14 protein-coding genes are annotated in these 16,231 nt (G+C 59.2%); 10 read left to right on the top strand and 4 right to left on the bottom strand.

What is annotated here, in order from left to right; translation table 11 throughout:
- Window positions 1-11 precede the first annotated feature (11 nt).
- Entirely contained in the window at window positions 12-1,514 is a 1,503-nt protein-coding gene (glpK, locus tag I6L35_RS13770) for a glycerol kinase GlpK (protein WP_005337546.1), read from the bottom strand.
- 54 nt (window positions 1,515-1,568) lie between these two features.
- The gene (locus tag I6L35_RS13775) at window positions 1,569-2,417 is read right to left on the bottom strand and encodes an MIP/aquaporin family protein (protein ID WP_216978468.1); all 849 of its coding nucleotides are present in this window, start codon (window positions 2,415-2,417) and stop codon (window positions 1,569-1,571) included.
- 490 nt (window positions 2,418-2,907) lie between these two features.
- Between I6L35_RS13775 and glpT the strand changes: the two genes are divergently transcribed.
- The 9 genes from glpT to I6L35_RS13820 all read left to right on the top strand — a co-directional run bounded on the left by glpT (window position 2,908) and on the right by I6L35_RS13820 (window position 12,818).
- Window positions 2,908-4,266 carry a glycerol-3-phosphate transporter gene (glpT, locus tag I6L35_RS13780; RefSeq protein WP_005337540.1) on the top strand — a complete coding sequence of 453 codons (1,359 nt, stop codon included), beginning with the start codon at window positions 2,908-2,910 and terminating at the stop codon, window positions 4,264-4,266.
- A gap of 102 nt (window positions 4,267-4,368) precedes the next feature.
- A complete protein-coding gene (locus I6L35_RS13785; protein ID WP_005347045.1) occupies window positions 4,369-5,127 on the top strand; it encodes a DeoR/GlpR family transcriptional regulator in 759 nt (252 codons plus the stop codon).
- Window positions 5,128-5,444: 317 nt separating this feature from the next.
- Window positions 5,445-6,932, top strand: coding sequence for a glycerol-3-phosphate dehydrogenase (gene glpD / locus I6L35_RS13790; protein WP_216978469.1), 1,488 nt, complete (start codon window positions 5,445-5,447; stop codon window positions 6,930-6,932).
- Window positions 6,933-7,038: 106 nt separating this feature from the next.
- Window positions 7,039-8,127 carry a glycerophosphodiester phosphodiesterase gene (gene glpQ / locus I6L35_RS13795; RefSeq protein ID WP_216951110.1) on the top strand — a complete coding sequence of 363 codons (1,089 nt, stop codon included), beginning with the start codon at window positions 7,039-7,041 and terminating at the stop codon, window positions 8,125-8,127.
- A 218-nt stretch (window positions 8,128-8,345) separates the two neighbouring features.
- Window positions 8,346-8,828 (top strand): serine protease inhibitor ecotin, encoded by a 483-nt coding sequence (gene eco, locus I6L35_RS13800; protein WP_005337529.1) that lies wholly within the window; start codon window positions 8,346-8,348, stop codon window positions 8,826-8,828.
- 297 nt (window positions 8,829-9,125) lie between these two features.
- Window positions 9,126-9,497, top strand: a complete 372-nt coding sequence (gene maoP, locus I6L35_RS13805; protein ID WP_005337527.1) for a DUF413 domain-containing protein — start codon at window positions 9,126-9,128, stop codon at window positions 9,495-9,497.
- The gene (gene hdfR, locus I6L35_RS13810; RefSeq protein ID WP_164536511.1) at window positions 9,497-10,369 is read left to right on the top strand and encodes an HTH-type transcriptional regulator HdfR; all 873 of its coding nucleotides are present in this window, start codon (window positions 9,497-9,499) and stop codon (window positions 10,367-10,369) included. The genes maoP and hdfR overlap by 1 nt, the downstream gene beginning before the upstream one ends.
- 171 nt (window positions 10,370-10,540) lie before the next feature.
- Complete coding sequence (locus I6L35_RS13815) at window positions 10,541-11,482, top strand: hypothetical protein (RefSeq protein ID WP_216978470.1); 942 nt, start codon at window positions 10,541-10,543, stop codon at window positions 11,480-11,482.
- Between the two features lie 145 nt (window positions 11,483-11,627).
- Window positions 11,628-12,818 carry an amino acid aminotransferase gene (locus I6L35_RS13820; protein WP_216978471.1) on the top strand — a complete coding sequence of 397 codons (1,191 nt, stop codon included), beginning with the start codon at window positions 11,628-11,630 and terminating at the stop codon, window positions 12,816-12,818.
- Window positions 12,819-12,934: 116 nt separating this feature from the next.
- On the opposite strand, the gene I6L35_RS13825 is transcribed toward I6L35_RS13820, so the two are convergent.
- Window positions 12,935-13,438: a DUF2062 domain-containing protein gene (locus I6L35_RS13825; RefSeq protein ID WP_216980291.1), complete on the bottom strand. Its 504-nt coding sequence runs from the start codon at window positions 13,436-13,438 to the stop codon at window positions 12,935-12,937.
- Window positions 13,432-13,950 carry a DUF2062 domain-containing protein gene (locus I6L35_RS13830; RefSeq protein WP_005347037.1) on the bottom strand — a complete coding sequence of 173 codons (519 nt, stop codon included), beginning with the start codon at window positions 13,948-13,950 and terminating at the stop codon, window positions 13,432-13,434. The genes I6L35_RS13825 and I6L35_RS13830 overlap by 7 nt, the downstream gene beginning before the upstream one ends.
- 27 nt (window positions 13,951-13,977) lie before the next feature.
- Between I6L35_RS13830 and I6L35_RS13835 the strand changes: the two genes are divergently transcribed.
- Window positions 13,978-16,179, top strand: a complete 2,202-nt coding sequence (locus I6L35_RS13835; protein ID WP_216978472.1) for a DNA internalization-related competence protein ComEC/Rec2 — start codon at window positions 13,978-13,980, stop codon at window positions 16,177-16,179.
- The last annotated feature ends 52 nt before the right edge of the window (window positions 16,180-16,231 follow it).

Here is a 16,231-nt window from a genome sequence, read left to right on the forward strand (position 1 = left end):
CGGGTGCCTGATCAATCCTCTTCAGCCCAACGGCGTGAACGCTCAACCGCTTTTTGCCAGCCGCTGTAACGTTTGGCGCGATCGTCTCTGTCCATCTGCGGGATGAACTCGCGGTCCACGCTGAACTTGTCTTCCAGCTCGTCCGAGCTCTTCCAGAAGCCGACTGCCAGACCAGCCAGGAAGGCGGCGCCCATGGCGGTAGTCTCGATGCGGGTCGGACGTACCACCGGGGTGTGCATCATGTCAGCCTGGAACTGCATCAGGAAGTCGTTGGCTACGGCGCCGCCGTCTACTTTCAGCGCTGCCAGCTTGATGCCGGAGTCCTGCTGCATCGCATCCAGCACATCGCGGCTCTGATAGGCGATGGATTCCAGCGCGGCACGGATGATGTGGTTGCGGTTGGCGCCACGGGTCAGGCCGACCATGGTGCCGCGAGCATACGGATCCCAGTAGGGGGCGCCCAGACCGACGAAGGCCGGTACCAGATAGACGCCGTTGGTATCGCCAACCTTGGAAGCGAAGTAGTCAGTATCGCGGGCATCGTGAATGATCTTCAGCTCGTCACGCAGCCACTGGATGGTGGCGCCGCCCATGAATACTGCCCCTTCCAGCGCGTAGTTCACTTCCCCTTTCGGGCCGATGGCGACGGTAGTCAGCAGGCCGTTGCTGGAGCGAACCGGCTCGGTGCCGGTGTTCATCAGCATGAAGCAACCGGTGCCGTAGGTGTTCTTGGCCATCCCTTTTTCAAAGCAGAGCTGGCCAAACAGGGCAGACTGCTGGTCACCGGCAATACCGGCGATGGGGATGCGGGAGCCGCCGCCACGGGTGGTGTAGCCGTACACTTCGGAAGAGGGTTTCACTTCCGGCAACATGGACATGGGGATGCCCAGCTCGTCCAGCATCTTCTCGTCCCACTTCAGCTCGCGGATGTTGTAGAGCATGGTACGGGAGGCGTTGGTCGGGTCGGTGACGTGCACTTCGCCATTGGTCATTTTCCAGACCAGCCAGGTGTCGATGGTGCCGAACAGCAGCTCGCCGTTCATTGCCTTCTCGCGGGCACCTTCCACGTTGTCGAGGATCCACTTCACCTTGGTACCGGAGAAGTAGGCATCCAGCACCAGACCGGTGTTTTCACGGACGTACTCTTCCAGACCGCGTGCTTTCAGCTCTTCGCAGATGGCTGCGGTGCGGCGGCACTGCCAGACGATGGCGTTGTAGATGGGTTTGCCGGTGGCCTTTTCCCAGACAACGGTGGTTTCACGCTGGTTGGTGATACCGATGGCGGCGATCTCTTCGCTGCGAAGGCCGGTCTTGGCCAGCACTTCGGTAAAGACGGAGGATTGGGTCGCCCAGATCTCCATCGGGTCGTGCTCTACCCAACCCGCTTTCGGGTAGTGCTGGGTGAATTCGCGCTGGGAGGTACCGACAATGTTGGCATCCTGATCAAACACGATGGCGCGGGAAGAGGTGGTTCCCTGGTCCAGAGCGACGACATATTTCTTTTCAGCAGACATGATGTTCTCCACGTTTCTATTTTCCACGTTTTTATACGTTGGAGGGGGCCGCTCTTATGCGGCAGCCTCTTCTTTGGCGGTTTGGGTAGCTTGCTCGGTGGTGACGACACGGTTGCCCGGGACGCAGGGAGCCAGCACTTTGACATAGAGGGCAGTACCAATCTGGGCGCCAACGATGGGGCCAAGGATCGGAACCCAGAAGTAGGGGTTGTCACGGCCACCGGTCAGGGCAACATCACCCCAGCCAGCAAAGAACGCGAACAGTTTCGGACCAAAGTCACGGGCCGGGTTCATGGCAAAACCGGTTAACGGGCCAAGGGAGGCACCGATCACCGCGATCAGGATACCGATCAGCAGAGCGGCTGCGAAACCTTTGGGAGCGCCGTTGTTGTTGTCACCCAGCGCCATGATGCCCAGCATCAGCACGGCGGTGATCACCAGCTCGACGGCAAAAGCTTGCATGTTGGTCAGCAGGGCATTGGGGTAGGTAGAGAAGATCCCGGCAGTACCGAGGCTTTCGACGCTGCCGCGCACCACATTATGGGTCATTTCCCACTGGGTGAAAAGGTTACCATAAAGGAAGTAGACAAGGGCCGCGAAGCAGAAGGCACCGGCCATCTGGGCGATGATGTAGGGCACCACCTTGCGCTTGTCGAAACCGCAGAAGGTCATCAGCGCCAGGGTTACAGCAGGGTTCAGGTGGGCACCTGAAATACCGCCGGTCACATAGATGGCGATGGCCACACCCAGACCCCAGGTAATGGAGATTTCCCACTGCCCGAAGTTGGCGCCTGCCAGCACCAGTGCCGCCACACATCCGACGCCGAAGAATATCAGCAGGCCGGTTCCGATAAACTCGGCGATGCACTCGCCAAGCAGGGTATTGGGTCTTTGTATGCTCATAACGTTGTTCCTTATATCCACCCGTAGAGGCTTGATGTTCTGTTTTATCTTTTTTGTGTCTATCCGTTGTTGCCGAAAACGTTTCCCTGTTGTTTTTGTGTCTTGCGCAAACGATGTGCTCGTTTTCGCTCGTTATCGGTCGTGACAGAAAATAACCCTTCCCGTTAATTTCACCATCCCCCCGCCATGGGAAATGTGGACAAGATCCCACTCATTGCTAAGAAAATGTGACGTAAAGCAACTCAATTGCTAGTAAATACCACTTATTGGGTAAGCCCTATCCCTTGCTGCACAAGGGATAGGGCTTGCTGAGTAATTGCTCATTTGGAGCTTTTTTTTGTAATAAAACTGCAATATTTGAGTATGCATCACAGATTAAATGAGCGTATATGAGCACAATTGGCTCGCTTACGAATCAATGGACTCACATGATTCGTCAGAATGATCAGGGCATCCTCAACCGCCCATAACAACAATAAGGAAGCAGAACATGCTTAGTCTCTTCAGGCCTGCGGCACATATCGACAGGCTCCCGGCTGACAAGGTCGACCCCTTCTACAAACGCATGCGTTGGCAGGTGTTTTTCGGGATCTTCTTCGGTTACGCCGGCTACTATCTGGTACGGAAAAACTTCAGTCTTGCGATGCCCTATCTGATCGAGCAGGGCTTCTCCCGTGGTGATCTCGGTTTCGCGCTCTCCGGGGTCTCCATCGCTTACGGTTTGTCCAAGTTCCTGATGGGGAACGTCTCCGACCGTTCCAACGCCCGTTACTTCCTCTCCGCCGGTCTGCTGCTCTCGGCTGCCATCATGTTCATGATGGGTACCATGCACTGGGCCACCTCCAGCATTGCCATCATGTTTGTGCTGTTGTTCCTGAACGGTTGGGCACAGGGCATGGGCTGGCCGCCCTGCGGTCGCACCATGGTGCACTGGTGGTCACAGAAAGAGCGCGGCGAAGTGGTTGCGGTCTGGAACGTGGCTCACAACGTGGGCGGCGGCATGATTGGCCCGCTGTTTATCCTCGGGATGGGCTGGTTCAACGACTGGCGCAGCGCCTTCTATGTGCCTGCGGCTGCGGCGGCCGCCATCGCGGTGATCGCCTTCTTCGTGATGCGTGATACCCCGCAATCGGTCGGTCTGCCTCCCATCGAAGAGTACAAGAACGACTATCCGAAGGATTACAACGAGAGCCACGAGCAGGAGTTCTCCGCCAAGGAGATCTTCGTCAAGTACGTGCTGCACAACAAACTGCTGTGGTACATCGCGATCGCCAACGCTTTCGTTTACCTCATTCGTTACGGTGTGCTGGACTGGGCGCCAACCTACCTGAAAGAGGCCAAGCACTTCACCGTCGACAACTCCTCCTGGGCTTACTTCCTCTACGAGTGGGCCGGTATTCCGGGCACCCTGCTGTGTGGCTGGATCTCTGACAAGATGTTCCAGGGCCGCCGTGCACCGGCCGGTATCCTGTTCATGGTGTTGGTGACCCTGGCTGTACTGGTTTACTGGTTCAACCCGGCCGGCAACCCGACCATCGACATGATGGCGCTGGTGGCAATCGGCTTCCTGATCTACGGCCCTGTCATGCTGATTGGCCTCTATGCTCTTGAGCTGGCACCGAAGAAAGCAGCCGGTACTGCGGCAGGTTTCACCGGTCTGTTCGGTTATCTGGGCGGCGCCGTGGCAGCCAACGCCATGCTGGGTTATACCGTTGACCACTTCGGTTGGGATGGCGGCTTCATGGTGCTGACCGTCTCCTGCGTGCTCTCCATCATCCTGCTGGCGATGACCCTCAAGCATGAGAACATTGCCGTTGCGGCCAAGAAAGCGGCTGCCCATAAGGCATAAAACGTGATCCTCAGCTTATTGATCCCAAAGGGGATCAGGTAAACTGCCAAAAGGCCCCGCATCTGCCGGGGCCTTTTTTTGTCTCATCATCGGAGTGTAAGCGTGAAGCAAACCCAACGACATCTGGAGATCCTGGACGTCCTGACGCGGCAGGGATTTGTCTCGACCGACGATCTGGTGACCCACTTTGACGTCAGCCCCCAGACCATTCGCCGGGATCTGAACGATCTCGCCGAACAGAACAAGATCCGGCGCCATCATGGCGGTGCCTCCCTGCATTCGAGTACCGTCAATACCGCCTACAGCGCCCGTAAAGTGATGCAACTCAAGGAGAAAGAGCGCATCGCCCGCGAGGTCGCGGCCAATATTCCCGACGGCTCATCGCTCTTTATCGACATAGGCACCACCACCGAAGCGATTGCTCGCGCCCTGCTCGATCACCGCGAGCTGCGCATCGTCACCAACAACCTCAACGTGGCCAGCATTCTGACGGCCAAGGATGACTTCACCGTCATCATTGCCGGCGGCGAGATCCGCAACCGCGATGGTGGCATCGTGGGGGAGGCGACCCGCGACTTTATCGGTCAGTTTCGCATGGACTATGGCGTCATCGGGATTTCGGGGATCGACAACGACGGCTCCCTGCTCGATTTCGACTATCACGAGGTGAAGATCGCCCAGGCCATTATCGCTCACTCCCGTCAGGTGTTCCTGGCCGCCGACCACACCAAGTTTGGTCGCAATGCCATGGTCAATCTGGGCAATCTCAGCCAGATCCACGCCCTCTTTACCGATCAGGAGCCACCGGAAAAGCTGACGCGATTGATGGCGCAACACCAGATCGCCTGCCACATCTGCTAACGGCGAAACACGCCAAGGCTGTGCCGGTCGCCCGTCAGGGCGGCCTCCTTTATCTTTATCTCCCCTAGCTCCGCACTCATCTCACCCCTTTATAGGTATTGCAAAAACCACTATTCAATCTGGTTTTTTTGGCTATCAATCCGCCGATTTTGGCCCGACGCCATTGGCTCCGCTGACCTGTCCCCTTTGCCACCTCTGGCGGGCTGTGGCGATCACACTTTCGCCATAAAATGTTCGTTTGTTGTATTTTCATGTTCTAAAATGAGCGAAATCAAACATTGCTGTTATAGCAATCATAAAAATGAAAGTAGGTGAACATGAGCGAACATTATGATCTGGTCGTCGTCGGTGGCGGCATCAACGGGGTCGGCATCGCAGCCGATGCGGCAGGACGGGGTCTGAAGGTTGCCCTGTTTGAGGCGCAAGATCTCGCCTCTGCCACCTCGTCCAACTCCAGCAAGCTGATCCACGGCGGTTTGCGCTATCTCGAGCATTACGAATTCCGGCTGGTGAAAGAGGCGTTGGCGGAGCGGGAGGTGCTGCTCGGTATGGCGCCCCACATCGCGCGTCCCATGCGTTTTCGCCTGCCGCACCGTCCACACCTGCGTCCGGCCTGGATGATCCGTGCCGGTCTGTTCCTCTATGACAATCTGGCCAAGCGCGACAAGCTCAAGGGGAGCTGCGGCGTGCGCTTTCTGCCGCAAGATGGCTTGACCGCGGGGATCAACAAGGGATTTGAATACTCGGACGCCTGGGTCGACGACGCCCGGCTGGTGGTGCTCAATGCCATGATGGCCCGTGACAAGGGGGCCGACGTGCAGACCCGCACCCGTTGCATCAAGGCGGTGCGCGGTTCCAAACACTGGACGCTCACTTTGGAGCGGGAAGGGGGCGAGCAGTTCACCGTCACCTGCCGTGGTCTGGTCAATGCCGCGGGCCCCTGGGTCAAGACCTTCTACGACGAGAGCCTGCACGAGAAATCCCCCCGCGGCATTCGCCTTATTAAAGGCAGCCACATGATAGTGCCGCGCATCCACGAGCGCGAAGAGGCCTATATCCTGCAAAACGAAGATAACCGTATCGTCTTCGTCATCCCTTATCAGCAGGACTACTCCCTTATCGGCACCACGGATGTGGAGCACCACGGCAGCCCGCGGGAAGCGAAGATCAGCGAGGCTGAAATTACCTACCTGTGCAAGGTGGTCAACGCCCACTTCACTCGCCAAATTGCGCCGCAAGATGTGATCTGGACCTATGCCGGGGTGCGTCCGCTCTGTGATGACGAGTCAGACTCGCCGCAAGCGGTGACTCGTGACTACACCCTCGAACTGTCTGGCGAGTCTGACGGTGCGCCGCTCTTGTCGGTGTTTGGCGGCAAGCTCACCACCTATCGCAAGCTGGCGCAGGCCGCCTGCAACAAGCTCAAGCCCTGGTTTAGCCAGATGGGGGATGACTGGACGGCGACCAGCCGGCTGCCAGGTGGCGAGTTTGACTGCTCGGTACGCGAGCTGGCCCGCGCCTTTGCGCTGGAGTTTGACTGGCTCGATGATCGCAGCGCCCTGCGCATTGCCGAGGCCTATGGTGCCCATGCCCGGCTCTGGCTCAAGGAGCCCCGTGGCCAGCACTTTGGTGCCGGACTATACGAATCTGAGGTGCGCTACCTTATCGAGCGGGAGTGGGCCTGTTCACTGGACGATATCCTCTGGCGCCGCAGCAAGCTGGGGCTGCGCCTGAACGACTCAGAGCAGCAGATGCTGCAGATCTGGCTCGACCAATACCATCAGGCTCTGCGCAAGGCGAGCTGATGAGTGACGGTAGGCAGTGCGCTGCTGCCTACCGCTTTCCACCGTAAATATGCAACAAACCTCTGATATAACAATTACCTACACACAATAATAAAGAGCATCACATATGAAAAAACTCGCCGTTTCCCTCATCGCCTTGAGCCTTGGGGCATCCCTCTCATTACCCGTGTTGGCTGCCGATGAAGGCAAGGTGGTGATCGCCCACCGTGGCGCTTCCGGCTACCTGCCCGAGCATACCCTGGAGTCCAAGGCGCTGGCCTATGGCATGGGGGCCGACTATCTGGAGCAGGATCTGGTCATGACCAAGGATGACCAGCTGGTGGTGATGCACGATCACTTCCTCGATGGCATCACCGATGTGGCGGTGCGCTTCCCCGGTCGTGCCCGTCCGGACGGCCGTTATTATGTGGTGGATTTCACCCTGGACGAGGTGCGCTCCCTGCGTATGACCGAGCCGTTCCAGCTGGTGGATGGCAAGCAGGTGCCGGTCTATCCGGCGCGCTTCCCGCTCTGGAAGTCAGACTTCAAGATCCATACCTTCCAGGAGGAGATCGAGATGATCCAGGGGCTCAACAAGAGCACTGGCAAAAACATCGGGATCTACCCGGAGATCAAGGCACCCTGGCTGTTCCGCCACGAAGGCAAGGATATCTCCAAGGCGGTGCTGAAGGTGCTCAAGGAGTACGGCTACACCGGGAAGGATGACAAGGTCTATCTGCAGTGCTTCGATGCCGATGAACTCAAGCGCATTAACAGCGAACTGATGCCCGCCATGGGTATGGATCTGAAACTGGTGCAGCTGATGGCCGAGACCGACTGGAACGAGACCATGGTTTACGATGCCAAGGGTAAGGCGACCCCCTACAACTATGACTGGATGTTCAAGCCGGGAGCGATGAAAACCATCGCCAGCTATGCCGAAGGGATTGGCCCTTGGAAGCCGATGATCGTTACCGAACCGGGCACTTTGGGCAAGCCGGTCTTCACCGGCATGGTAAAAGAAGCCCACGCGGCGGGCCTGAAAGTTCACCCTTATACCTTCCGTCAGGATGAGGGGCAGATCCCGGCCTATGCCAAGGACTTCACCGATCTCCTTAACATCTTCCTCTATCAGGCCGATGTGGATGGGGTGTTCAGCGACTTCCCCGACAAGGCGGTCGCCGTCATCAAGGCCCATCAAGAGGCGACCAAATAGCACTCTGGCGCCATTTGAATGCAAAGCGAGGCTAATTAGCCTCGCTTTTTGTTTCAGGTTCCCGTAACGGGAGTGTGCGCCCTGTCAGAAAATAGCCAGATCACGTCATGGTGTGCCGGATCTGCATCATTTTACGCAGTTTTTACGTAGCAGATCGCTGGCATGAAATCGGCAGAGCGGTTAGTCTAGCGGCGTTGAACCAACCCCATGAGGTACAGATGAAAACCGTATTGCGTTTTAGCCTGCTGGGCGCCTTGTTGCTGGGTGGCCATGCCTTCGCCGCCGAGCCGAAAAAATTTGATATCAGCATGTTCCCAGCCGCTGACGTGAATCAGGAACGTGTGGTGATCCGCCTGCCTGAAGTCGAAAAAGAAGCCGACATGATGGTCGAGCTGCAGGTCGGCAAAAAGATGATGGTTGATTGCAACGTACCGCGTTTTGCAGGCAACCTGGAACAGCACAGCGTCAAAGGCTGGGGCTACAACTACCTGAAACTGGGCAAGGTCTCCGACCCCATCAGCACCCTGATGATGTGCCCGGATAACCAGCAGAAAGAGACCTTCGTCCAGATCTACGGTCAGGGCTTCTTCGTGAACTACAATTCAAAACTGCCGTTCGTGATCTACGTGCCGCAGGAGTATGAAGTGCGCTACCGTCTGTGGCGTGCCGACAACCTGGCTCAACCGGCCATGATTGAGTAAGCATGTTTGAACCAAGGGTTCAGCTGGTTCACCTGATGTGACAAATAAAGCGCCGTATGGCGCTTTATTTTTGCCTGCGTAACCCCAAAAGTGACGTGTAAATGGGTTGCACATTTACATAAGTTTATTATTTATCAACGTTTTTTGCGTGTTATGCCACAAAATCGGCGTCAGCGATGGGGCAAACTGACTTCGATAAAAGATATTTATTAACATAGTGAGAAAATTGATTTTGCACTCGGCGATGGCCTGATGATACTTGCCCGCAAAGGTCAAACTAACCAGAAAAAGAGCACTATGAGCTTCGAATCAGACAAGCGTTTCAACGACTTCAAACATTTTCCCCGTGGCCTGCGTCGCAGTGGCGAATTCACTGTGGCCGAAGCGGACAGTCTGGAAAAGTATGGTACCGCCATGCTGGCACTCTACCAGGGCAACCTTGCACCCCGTGACGATGTCGAGTCCGCCTTCGTCGAGCAGGTCAAATCCGGCGCAGCCGGTGCCAACCCCCATGCCAAGGTGTGGTTCAAATACCTCAAGGTGATCGGTCCCAAGCGCGTTCATCGCCTCTGCACCGTCGTTGGCGGCGCCAGCGAAGAGAGTAGCGGTGGCGGCAGCTTTGATGTCGGTGGTGGCAGCGGTGGTGGCAGTGACGAGTCCATCGATTAATGGATACCGAGCTGCTTCGGACCTTTATCGAGGTGAGCAAGACCCGGCACTTTGGCCGGGCTGCTGAAAATCTCTACCTGACCCAGTCGGCGGTGAGTTTCCGGATCCGCCAGCTAGAGCAGCAACTGGGTGTCAGTCTGTTTGCACGTCATCGCAACAATATCCGTTTGACCGCATCCGGTGAGCGTCTGCTGCCCTATGCAGACGCCATCTTGCACACCCTTGGTCGTGCCAAGCAGGATGTGGCGCTCTCGCCAGGATTCAGCCAGCAGTTGGCCATCGGCGCGCCCGCGGTGTTTTGGGAGCTCGATTTCAACGACTGGCTCAATCACATCTATGCACTGGCGCCCGGTTTGGCGGTACGGCTGGAAACGGCTTCCCGTGAGCACCTCTGCCGTCAGTTGCTGGAGCGCTCCCTCGATCTGGCCCTGCTCTCCGAGCCCACCAAGATCGATGAGATTGCCCTGCATCCCATCGGTGAGCTGGTGTTCGAGCTGGTGAGCCGGGATCCGGCCGCCAATGCCGACAACCTGATGCAGATACCGCACATCCACCTCGACTGGGGCACCAGCTTCGAGCCGCAACCCAGCCGCTTGCAGAGCCTGCAAAAGACCCCGGTGCTGCACTCCAGCTCCGCCAGCATGGCGTTGCAGTTTGTGCTGGCCAACGGTGGCGCTGCCTACCTGCCACGGCGGATGGTCAGCCCCTTCCTCGAGAAGGGCGCGCTCCATCTGGTGGAGGGGGGGCAGCCGCTGAGCCGTCCGCTCTATCTCGCCTATCTGGAGAAATCCGATCGCCGGGAGCTGATCGATCAGCTGTTGACCCTGCCACTGGGTTGGCACGATGCCGAACTGCGCCTCAACGTCGAATAAGCGTCGAGTGTTATCCAAGGAAGAGCCCACCCCACGGTGGGCTCTTCTGTTTGGGGAAAATTGCAGGGAGCGGGGTCACGTAATTGGCGCGGGAGGCTTGGCGTCATCGGTCTGTAACGGTACCTTTTCAGGCTGTTTATCCGATTGAGCACTGACAGGGATGGATTGTAATTGATCGACTTTAGTCACCCCGAATGGCGGGCACTGGCGCAGCAGTTGCTGAGCCACTCACCTGTGGTGATCCGTGGCCGCCAGTGGCAACCGCTGGTGGGCCTGCTCAAGGATAACCAGCTGCTGCTCGCCCATGGCAGCCACAGCTATGAGCTCACCCCGGCCGGGCGGCGCTATCTCACCCGCGAGCTGATGCTGGCCGAGATCGCCACCGCGCCCCCCGAGCCCGAGGAGTGGTTGCATGCTCAGGGCTGGCAATTGGGGGAGCAGGTCAACGAACGGGTGTTGGCGGCGCTCTATCGCAAGAGCGAGGTGAACTTCACCCCCAACGAGCAGATCGATTTCGAGGACAAGGGGATCCGGCTCTGCGCCGATCAGCTGTTGCGCTTGCGCGCAGCCCAGCCGTTCAGCCTCTTTTTCAGCGGCGGTACCCTGATCGACGCAGCCCCCTGGTTGCAGGCGCTGGGGGAGGTGGCCTTGCCCGAGCGCACCCTGGCGGGTCTTGGCAAGATCCTGTGGGGGGAGGGGAGTATCGAGCGGGTGATCACCACAGACAGCGTCGGCGCCTTTGCCGAGCTGCCTCTTGAACCCGGCACCTTGCTGGTGTGGGCCCCCCCATCGGCTCCTCTTGCCTTGCAGCAGGTGGTGGCCGCCTTGCCCCCCAATGTGCTGTGGAGTCATCTCACCGCCCTCGACCCTGCCGGGGTGGATCGGCTGCAGGCGCTGGCCCAGCGCTTGGGTCGTCCGGCCAGCTGGTGGCTGCCTCGTGATCTGGCCCCCATCCTCAGCGCATATGCCCAGCCTTTGACTGAGGCTCGGCACTGGGAGCCGAGCCGGATTCCCAAGCCATTGTTAGCAGTTTGTAGCGGTTTGGTTGAGTCCAATGGTGGCTTGTCGGCCGAGGTGTGCGCACTGGCACCAGCGTGGCATACCGTTGGTTGAAATTGGCCCGAAAGCGAGCCAAAAAGCGGTTTTCCCCCATTGAACGCGGTGATATAAAGAGTTGACGAAGCGCTCGCCAGATGAGCGCTTTTGTTTATCAAGCCGCTTTGCCACCCAACGAACTCAACGGAATACAGGGAATACCATGTTTGAAAAGGTTGTTGCCGCCCCAGCGGATCCGATCCTGGGCCTGACCGAAGCCTTCCGCGCTGACTCTCGCAGCCACAAGATCAATCTGGGCGTAGGGATCTACAAGGACGAGTCCGGTGCCACCCCCATTCTTCACTGCGTCAAGAAAGCCGAGCAGAAGCTGCTGACCGACGAGAAGACCAAGAACTACCTCGGTATTGAAGGCAATATCGAATATGGCCGTATCGTGCAGCAACTGCTGTTCGGGCAGCATTCTGCGCTGGTTGCCAGCGGTCGTGCCAAGACCGCCCAAGCGCCGGGCGGTACCGGTGCCCTGCGTATCGCGGCCGAATTTGTGGTGCGCAATGGTCTGGCCAAGACCATCTGGATCTCCGATCCCACCTGGGCCAACCACGTCAGCGTATTCCAGGCCGCGGGCCTGACCGTCAAGTGGTACAAGTACTACGACGCCGCCACCAAGGGGCTCGACTTTGCCGCCATGCAGGCTTCGCTGGCCGAAGTGCAGCCGGGTGAGCTGGTGCTGCTGCACGGTTGCTGCCACAACCCGACCGGTATCGATCCCACTGCAGAACAGTGGCGCGCGCTGGCCAAACAAAGTGCTGCCGCCGGCTGGTTGCCGCTGTTTGACTTCGCCTATCAGGGTTTTGCCCGTGGTATCGAAGAGGATGCCGAAGGCCTGCGTATCTTCGCCGAATGCCATGACGAGCTGCTGGTGGCGAGCTCTTTCTCCAAGAACTTCGGCCTCTACAACGAGCGGGTCGGTGCCTTCACGCTGGTCAGCGCAACCAAAGAGATCGCCGATGTGGCCTTCACTCAGGTCAAGACCGTGATCCGTGCCAACTACTCCAACCCGCCGTCACACGGCGCCGCTGTGGTCACAGCCGTGGTGAGCGATCCGGCTCTCTATGCCGAGTGGGTCGAAGAAGTGGCTGCCATGCGGGTGCGTATTCGCGAGATGCGTGAACTGCTGGTAGAGAAGCTGGCGGCCCTCGGCGTGAGCCAGGATTTCAGCTTTATCCGCGAGCAGAACGGCATGTTCTCCTTCTCCGGTCTCACCAAGGATCAGGTGGAGCGCCTCAAGAGCGAATTTGCCATCTACATCGTCGGCTCCGGCCGGATCAGTGTGGCCGGTATTACCCGCGCCAATATCGATCCCCTCTGCGAGGCCATTGCCAAGGTGCTGTAATCCCATCGCCTGGTGCTCTGGCACTATGCGGCACTATGCCATGAAAAAGCCCGTCACCTTGGTGACGGGCTTTTTTGATCGTCAACGGCTGATCGCCAAACAAGGGTAAGGGCGGCTCAGTGGTGGCGGGCACCTTGCCACAGTTTGCGCAGTTGCAACAGCAGCGCGGTCAGGGCGCCGCCGCTCAGGGCGGTGAGTACCGCCAGCAGCAGGCTGCCGAGCAGGAAGGGAGGCACCAGGGTCGCAGCCTCCTGCTCCAGCCAGTGGAGGGTCCAGCTGAGGTGGAAAGGCTCCGGCGTCTGGTGCAGTACCAGACAACCGGTGCGATAGGCGTAGAGATACATGAACGGCAAAGTCAGCGGATTGTTGAACCAGACCGCCAGCAGTGCCAGCGGCAGGTTGAGGCTGAATGCCAGCGCCAGCCCGACAGCGATGAGCGAGTGCATCGGGATGGGGAACCAGCAGGCGAAGATCCCGGCCGCCACCGCGCCACTCAGGGCGCGAGTGCCCCCTTGCCAGAGGGCTGGGGCAAGCAGTCGCTCACCAAACAGGGCAAACCACTTCTGCTGGCGAAGCGTCTCGGGATCTAACTTGAAGCAGGCAAACCAGCGGCTCAGCATGGGCGTGCCATCTTGCGTTTTTGCCACTGGCGCACCGTGCTGATCCGCCAGAAGGTGCGGATCAGGGTGTAGCCGATAAGGGAACTGAGCAGGGCCAGGATCAGCGAGCCCAGCAACAGCGGCGGTGCCACTGTGCCCAGTACCGAGACCAGCCACTCCCAGGTGAACTCAATCTCTATCTGCTGTGCTGAATGTCCCATGAGCTGGCAACCCACCAGATAGGCACCATAGAGCAGGGGCGGCATGGTAAAGGGGTTGGAGAGCCAGACCAGCGCCACCGAGAGCGGCAGATTGACCCGGCACAGAATGGCGCCACCGGCGGCCAGCAGCATCTGGCAGGGAAGCGGCACCCAAGCCATGAAGAGGCCCACCGCAAATGCCCCAGCGGCCGATCGCCGGTTGAGGTGCCAGAGGTTGGCATCGAGCAGCAGTTTGCCGAACAGCCGCAAGTGCTTGTGTTCTTTCAGGGTTTGCTGATCGGGCATCCAGCGTTTTATGAGTCGTTTGGGCATATTGAAACCTTGCTAAATACTTGCTCCATGGATCTGCGTCTGTTGTCGTTTGCCCTGGGGGCAAGCTCCTCACTGCTCTGGCCATGGTTACCTTCACTCGCATGGGGGGGCCTGTTGCTGTCCCTGCTGATCCCCCTTGCATATTGCCGTGCCTGGCGGTGGCTGTTTCTCCTGCTCGGCATCCTCTGGATGCAGGCCAATCTTGCCTATCGGCTGGCCTGGCTGGAGCGGTTGGGCGATCAGACGAGCCACATGATAACCGCACAGCTGCAAAGTGCAGAGCCCGAGGGGGATAAATTTGTCCGGCTGCTGCTGCGGGTGAGCACCCTCGACGAGCAACCGGTGACACCTGAGCCCCTGATCCGGGTCAATGCCTACCAGGCATTGCCAGCCATGACAGTAGGCAGCCGGATCACCCTGGTGACCTCGTTGAAACCGGCTCATGGCCTTGCCAACGAGGCGGGGCTGGATGGTCGGCGTCTGCTGCTGGGCAAGGGGATCGCCGCCACCGGCAATTTGCGCCGGGTGATCGACATACAACAGGCACCTGCGGGGTGGCGTGAACGCTGGTTGGGCGCGGCGACCGAGAGTTGGCGCCCACTTGATCATGCCCCCTTGCTGGCGGCGCTCACTTTTGGCGAGCAGAGCGGCATCACGGATGCCCAGTGGGAGCTGTTTCGCGGCAGCGGCCTGACCCATATCATCGCCATATCAGGGCAACACATCGCGCTGGTGGCGGTGCTCGGGTGGTGGCTGGGCAGGCTGTTTGGCCTGCGTGGCGCCATCATCACCTCCCTGCTGTTTGCCGCCGTCTACAGCGCGTTGGCCGGGTTTGCGGTGGCCACTGAGCGGGCCCTGATCATGGTGCTGGTGTGGAGTGTGCTGCGCTGGAGCCGACGAGAGTGGCCGGCCTGGCGCATCTGGCTGTGGGCCTTTGTGGTATTGACCCTCTGGGATCCCTTCGCACTCTATTCGGCCGGCTTCTGGCTCTCGTTTCTGGCGGTGGCCATCTTGCTGCTGGTGGGATATCTCCACGACAAGCCGGGGCTCTGGCAGATCCAGCTCTGGCTCCTGCTCGGTCTGCTGCCGCTGCAACTGGCGTTGTTCGAGGGGATTGCGCCCCTTGCCATGGTGATCAACCTGTTGGCGGTGCCGCTCTTTTGTATCGCCATCATCCCGCTGGCCCTGATAGGTGTGTTGCTGGCGCCGCTATCCACCTCGCTTGCCTATGTCCTGTTCTGGTTGGCGGATCTGGGGCTCGGGTGGGTGCTGACGATTCTGAACTGGCTGGCCGATCAACTGCAACTGTGGTGGCCACTGCCCGGCTGGTGGCTGCCGCTCTGCACCCTGCTGTTGCTGCTCTGGGTCGCCGCGCAGTGGCGCCCTGCACGCTGGCTCTGGCTGCCGGGGATGTGTGCGCTGTTGCTCACGCTCTGGCCAACGCCTGCCCGCTGGCAACTTCGGGTGCTGGACGTGGGGCAGGGGCTGGCGGTGCTGATCAGCAAGGGGGAGCGCGCCATCCTTTATGATACCGGTGATCGCTATCCCGGAGGCTACAACATGGCGGACGCGGTGATCCTGCCCCAACTGAGTCATCTGGGGATCCGGGTCATCGATCGCCTCATCATCAGCCACAAGGATCGGGACCATGCCGGCAATCGCAAGCGACTGCTCAGCGCCATGCCGGTGCGCTACGAGCTCTCTTCTTACCCCTTCAGTGAGGGAACGACGCTCTGCCAGCGTGGGCAACAGTGGCGCTGGCAGGGGCTCGCGTTTAGGGTGCTCTGGCCAGAACGCCCCGGTGGTGGGCGCAATAACGATGGCTGCGTGGTGCGTATCAGCGATGGGCAGCGCAGCGTGCTGCTCAGTGCCGATATCGAACGGCAGGCCGAACAGCGACTGGTGGCACTGGAGGGAGAGGGGTTGGCCAGCACCTTGCTGGTGAGCCCACATCATGGCAGTCGCACCTCCTCCACGCCCCCGTTTGTTGCAGCGGTAGCGGCGCAGGAGGTGATCCACAGCGCCGGTTTTATGAATCAGTGGGGCTTTCCCCGTCCCGATGTAGTGGCCCGCTATCGGGATGCCCGCCAGTGGATCACCGGTCAGCAAGGGGCGATGCTGGTCGAACCCACCGCAGCGGGCTTGAGCGTCACCGCCGAGCGAGATCTGGGGCCCTGGTACCGGCGCAGTGGTGAGTGGTGGCGACCGCGAGTGTGGTTTGAGCAATAATCCGCCATTTCTGCCGTGGAGGAATGCGATATAGGTGGCGGCGCTTGGTGTA

Source organism: Aeromonas sp. FDAARGOS 1405 (genome assembly GCF_019048265.1).
GTDB classification, from domain to species: domain Bacteria; phylum Pseudomonadota; class Gammaproteobacteria; order Enterobacterales; family Aeromonadaceae; genus Aeromonas; species Aeromonas veronii_A.

Bases quoted from the DNA above. Each gene is read 5' to 3' on its own strand.
- glpK (WP_005337546.1), bottom strand. From the start codon at position 1,514: ATGTCTGCTGAAAAGAAATATGTCGTCGCTCTGGACCAGGGAACCACC.
- I6L35_RS13775 (WP_216978468.1), bottom strand. From the start codon at position 2,417: ATGAGCATACAAAGACCCAATACCCTGCTTGGCGAGTGCATCGCCGAG.
- glpT (WP_005337540.1), top strand. From the start codon at position 2,908: ATGCTTAGTCTCTTCAGGCCTGCGGCACATATCGACAGGCTCCCGGCT.
- glpD (WP_216978469.1), top strand. From the start codon at position 5,445: ATGAGCGAACATTATGATCTGGTCGTCGTCGGTGGCGGCATCAACGGG.
- glpQ (WP_216951110.1), top strand. From the start codon at position 7,039: ATGAAAAAACTCGCCGTTTCCCTCATCGCCTTGAGCCTTGGGGCATCC.
- eco (WP_005337529.1), top strand. From the start codon at position 8,346: ATGAAAACCGTATTGCGTTTTAGCCTGCTGGGCGCCTTGTTGCTGGGT.
- maoP (WP_005337527.1), top strand. From the start codon at position 9,126: ATGAGCTTCGAATCAGACAAGCGTTTCAACGACTTCAAACATTTTCCC.
- hdfR (WP_164536511.1), top strand. From the start codon at position 9,497: ATGGATACCGAGCTGCTTCGGACCTTTATCGAGGTGAGCAAGACCCGG.
- I6L35_RS13820 (WP_216978471.1), top strand. From the start codon at position 11,628: ATGTTTGAAAAGGTTGTTGCCGCCCCAGCGGATCCGATCCTGGGCCTG.
- I6L35_RS13825 (WP_216980291.1), bottom strand. From the start codon at position 13,438: ATGCTGAGCCGCTGGTTTGCCTGCTTCAAGTTAGATCCCGAGACGCTT.
- I6L35_RS13830 (WP_005347037.1), bottom strand. From the start codon at position 13,950: ATGCCCAAACGACTCATAAAACGCTGGATGCCCGATCAGCAAACCCTG.
- I6L35_RS13835 (WP_216978472.1), top strand. From the start codon at position 13,978: ATGGATCTGCGTCTGTTGTCGTTTGCCCTGGGGGCAAGCTCCTCACTG.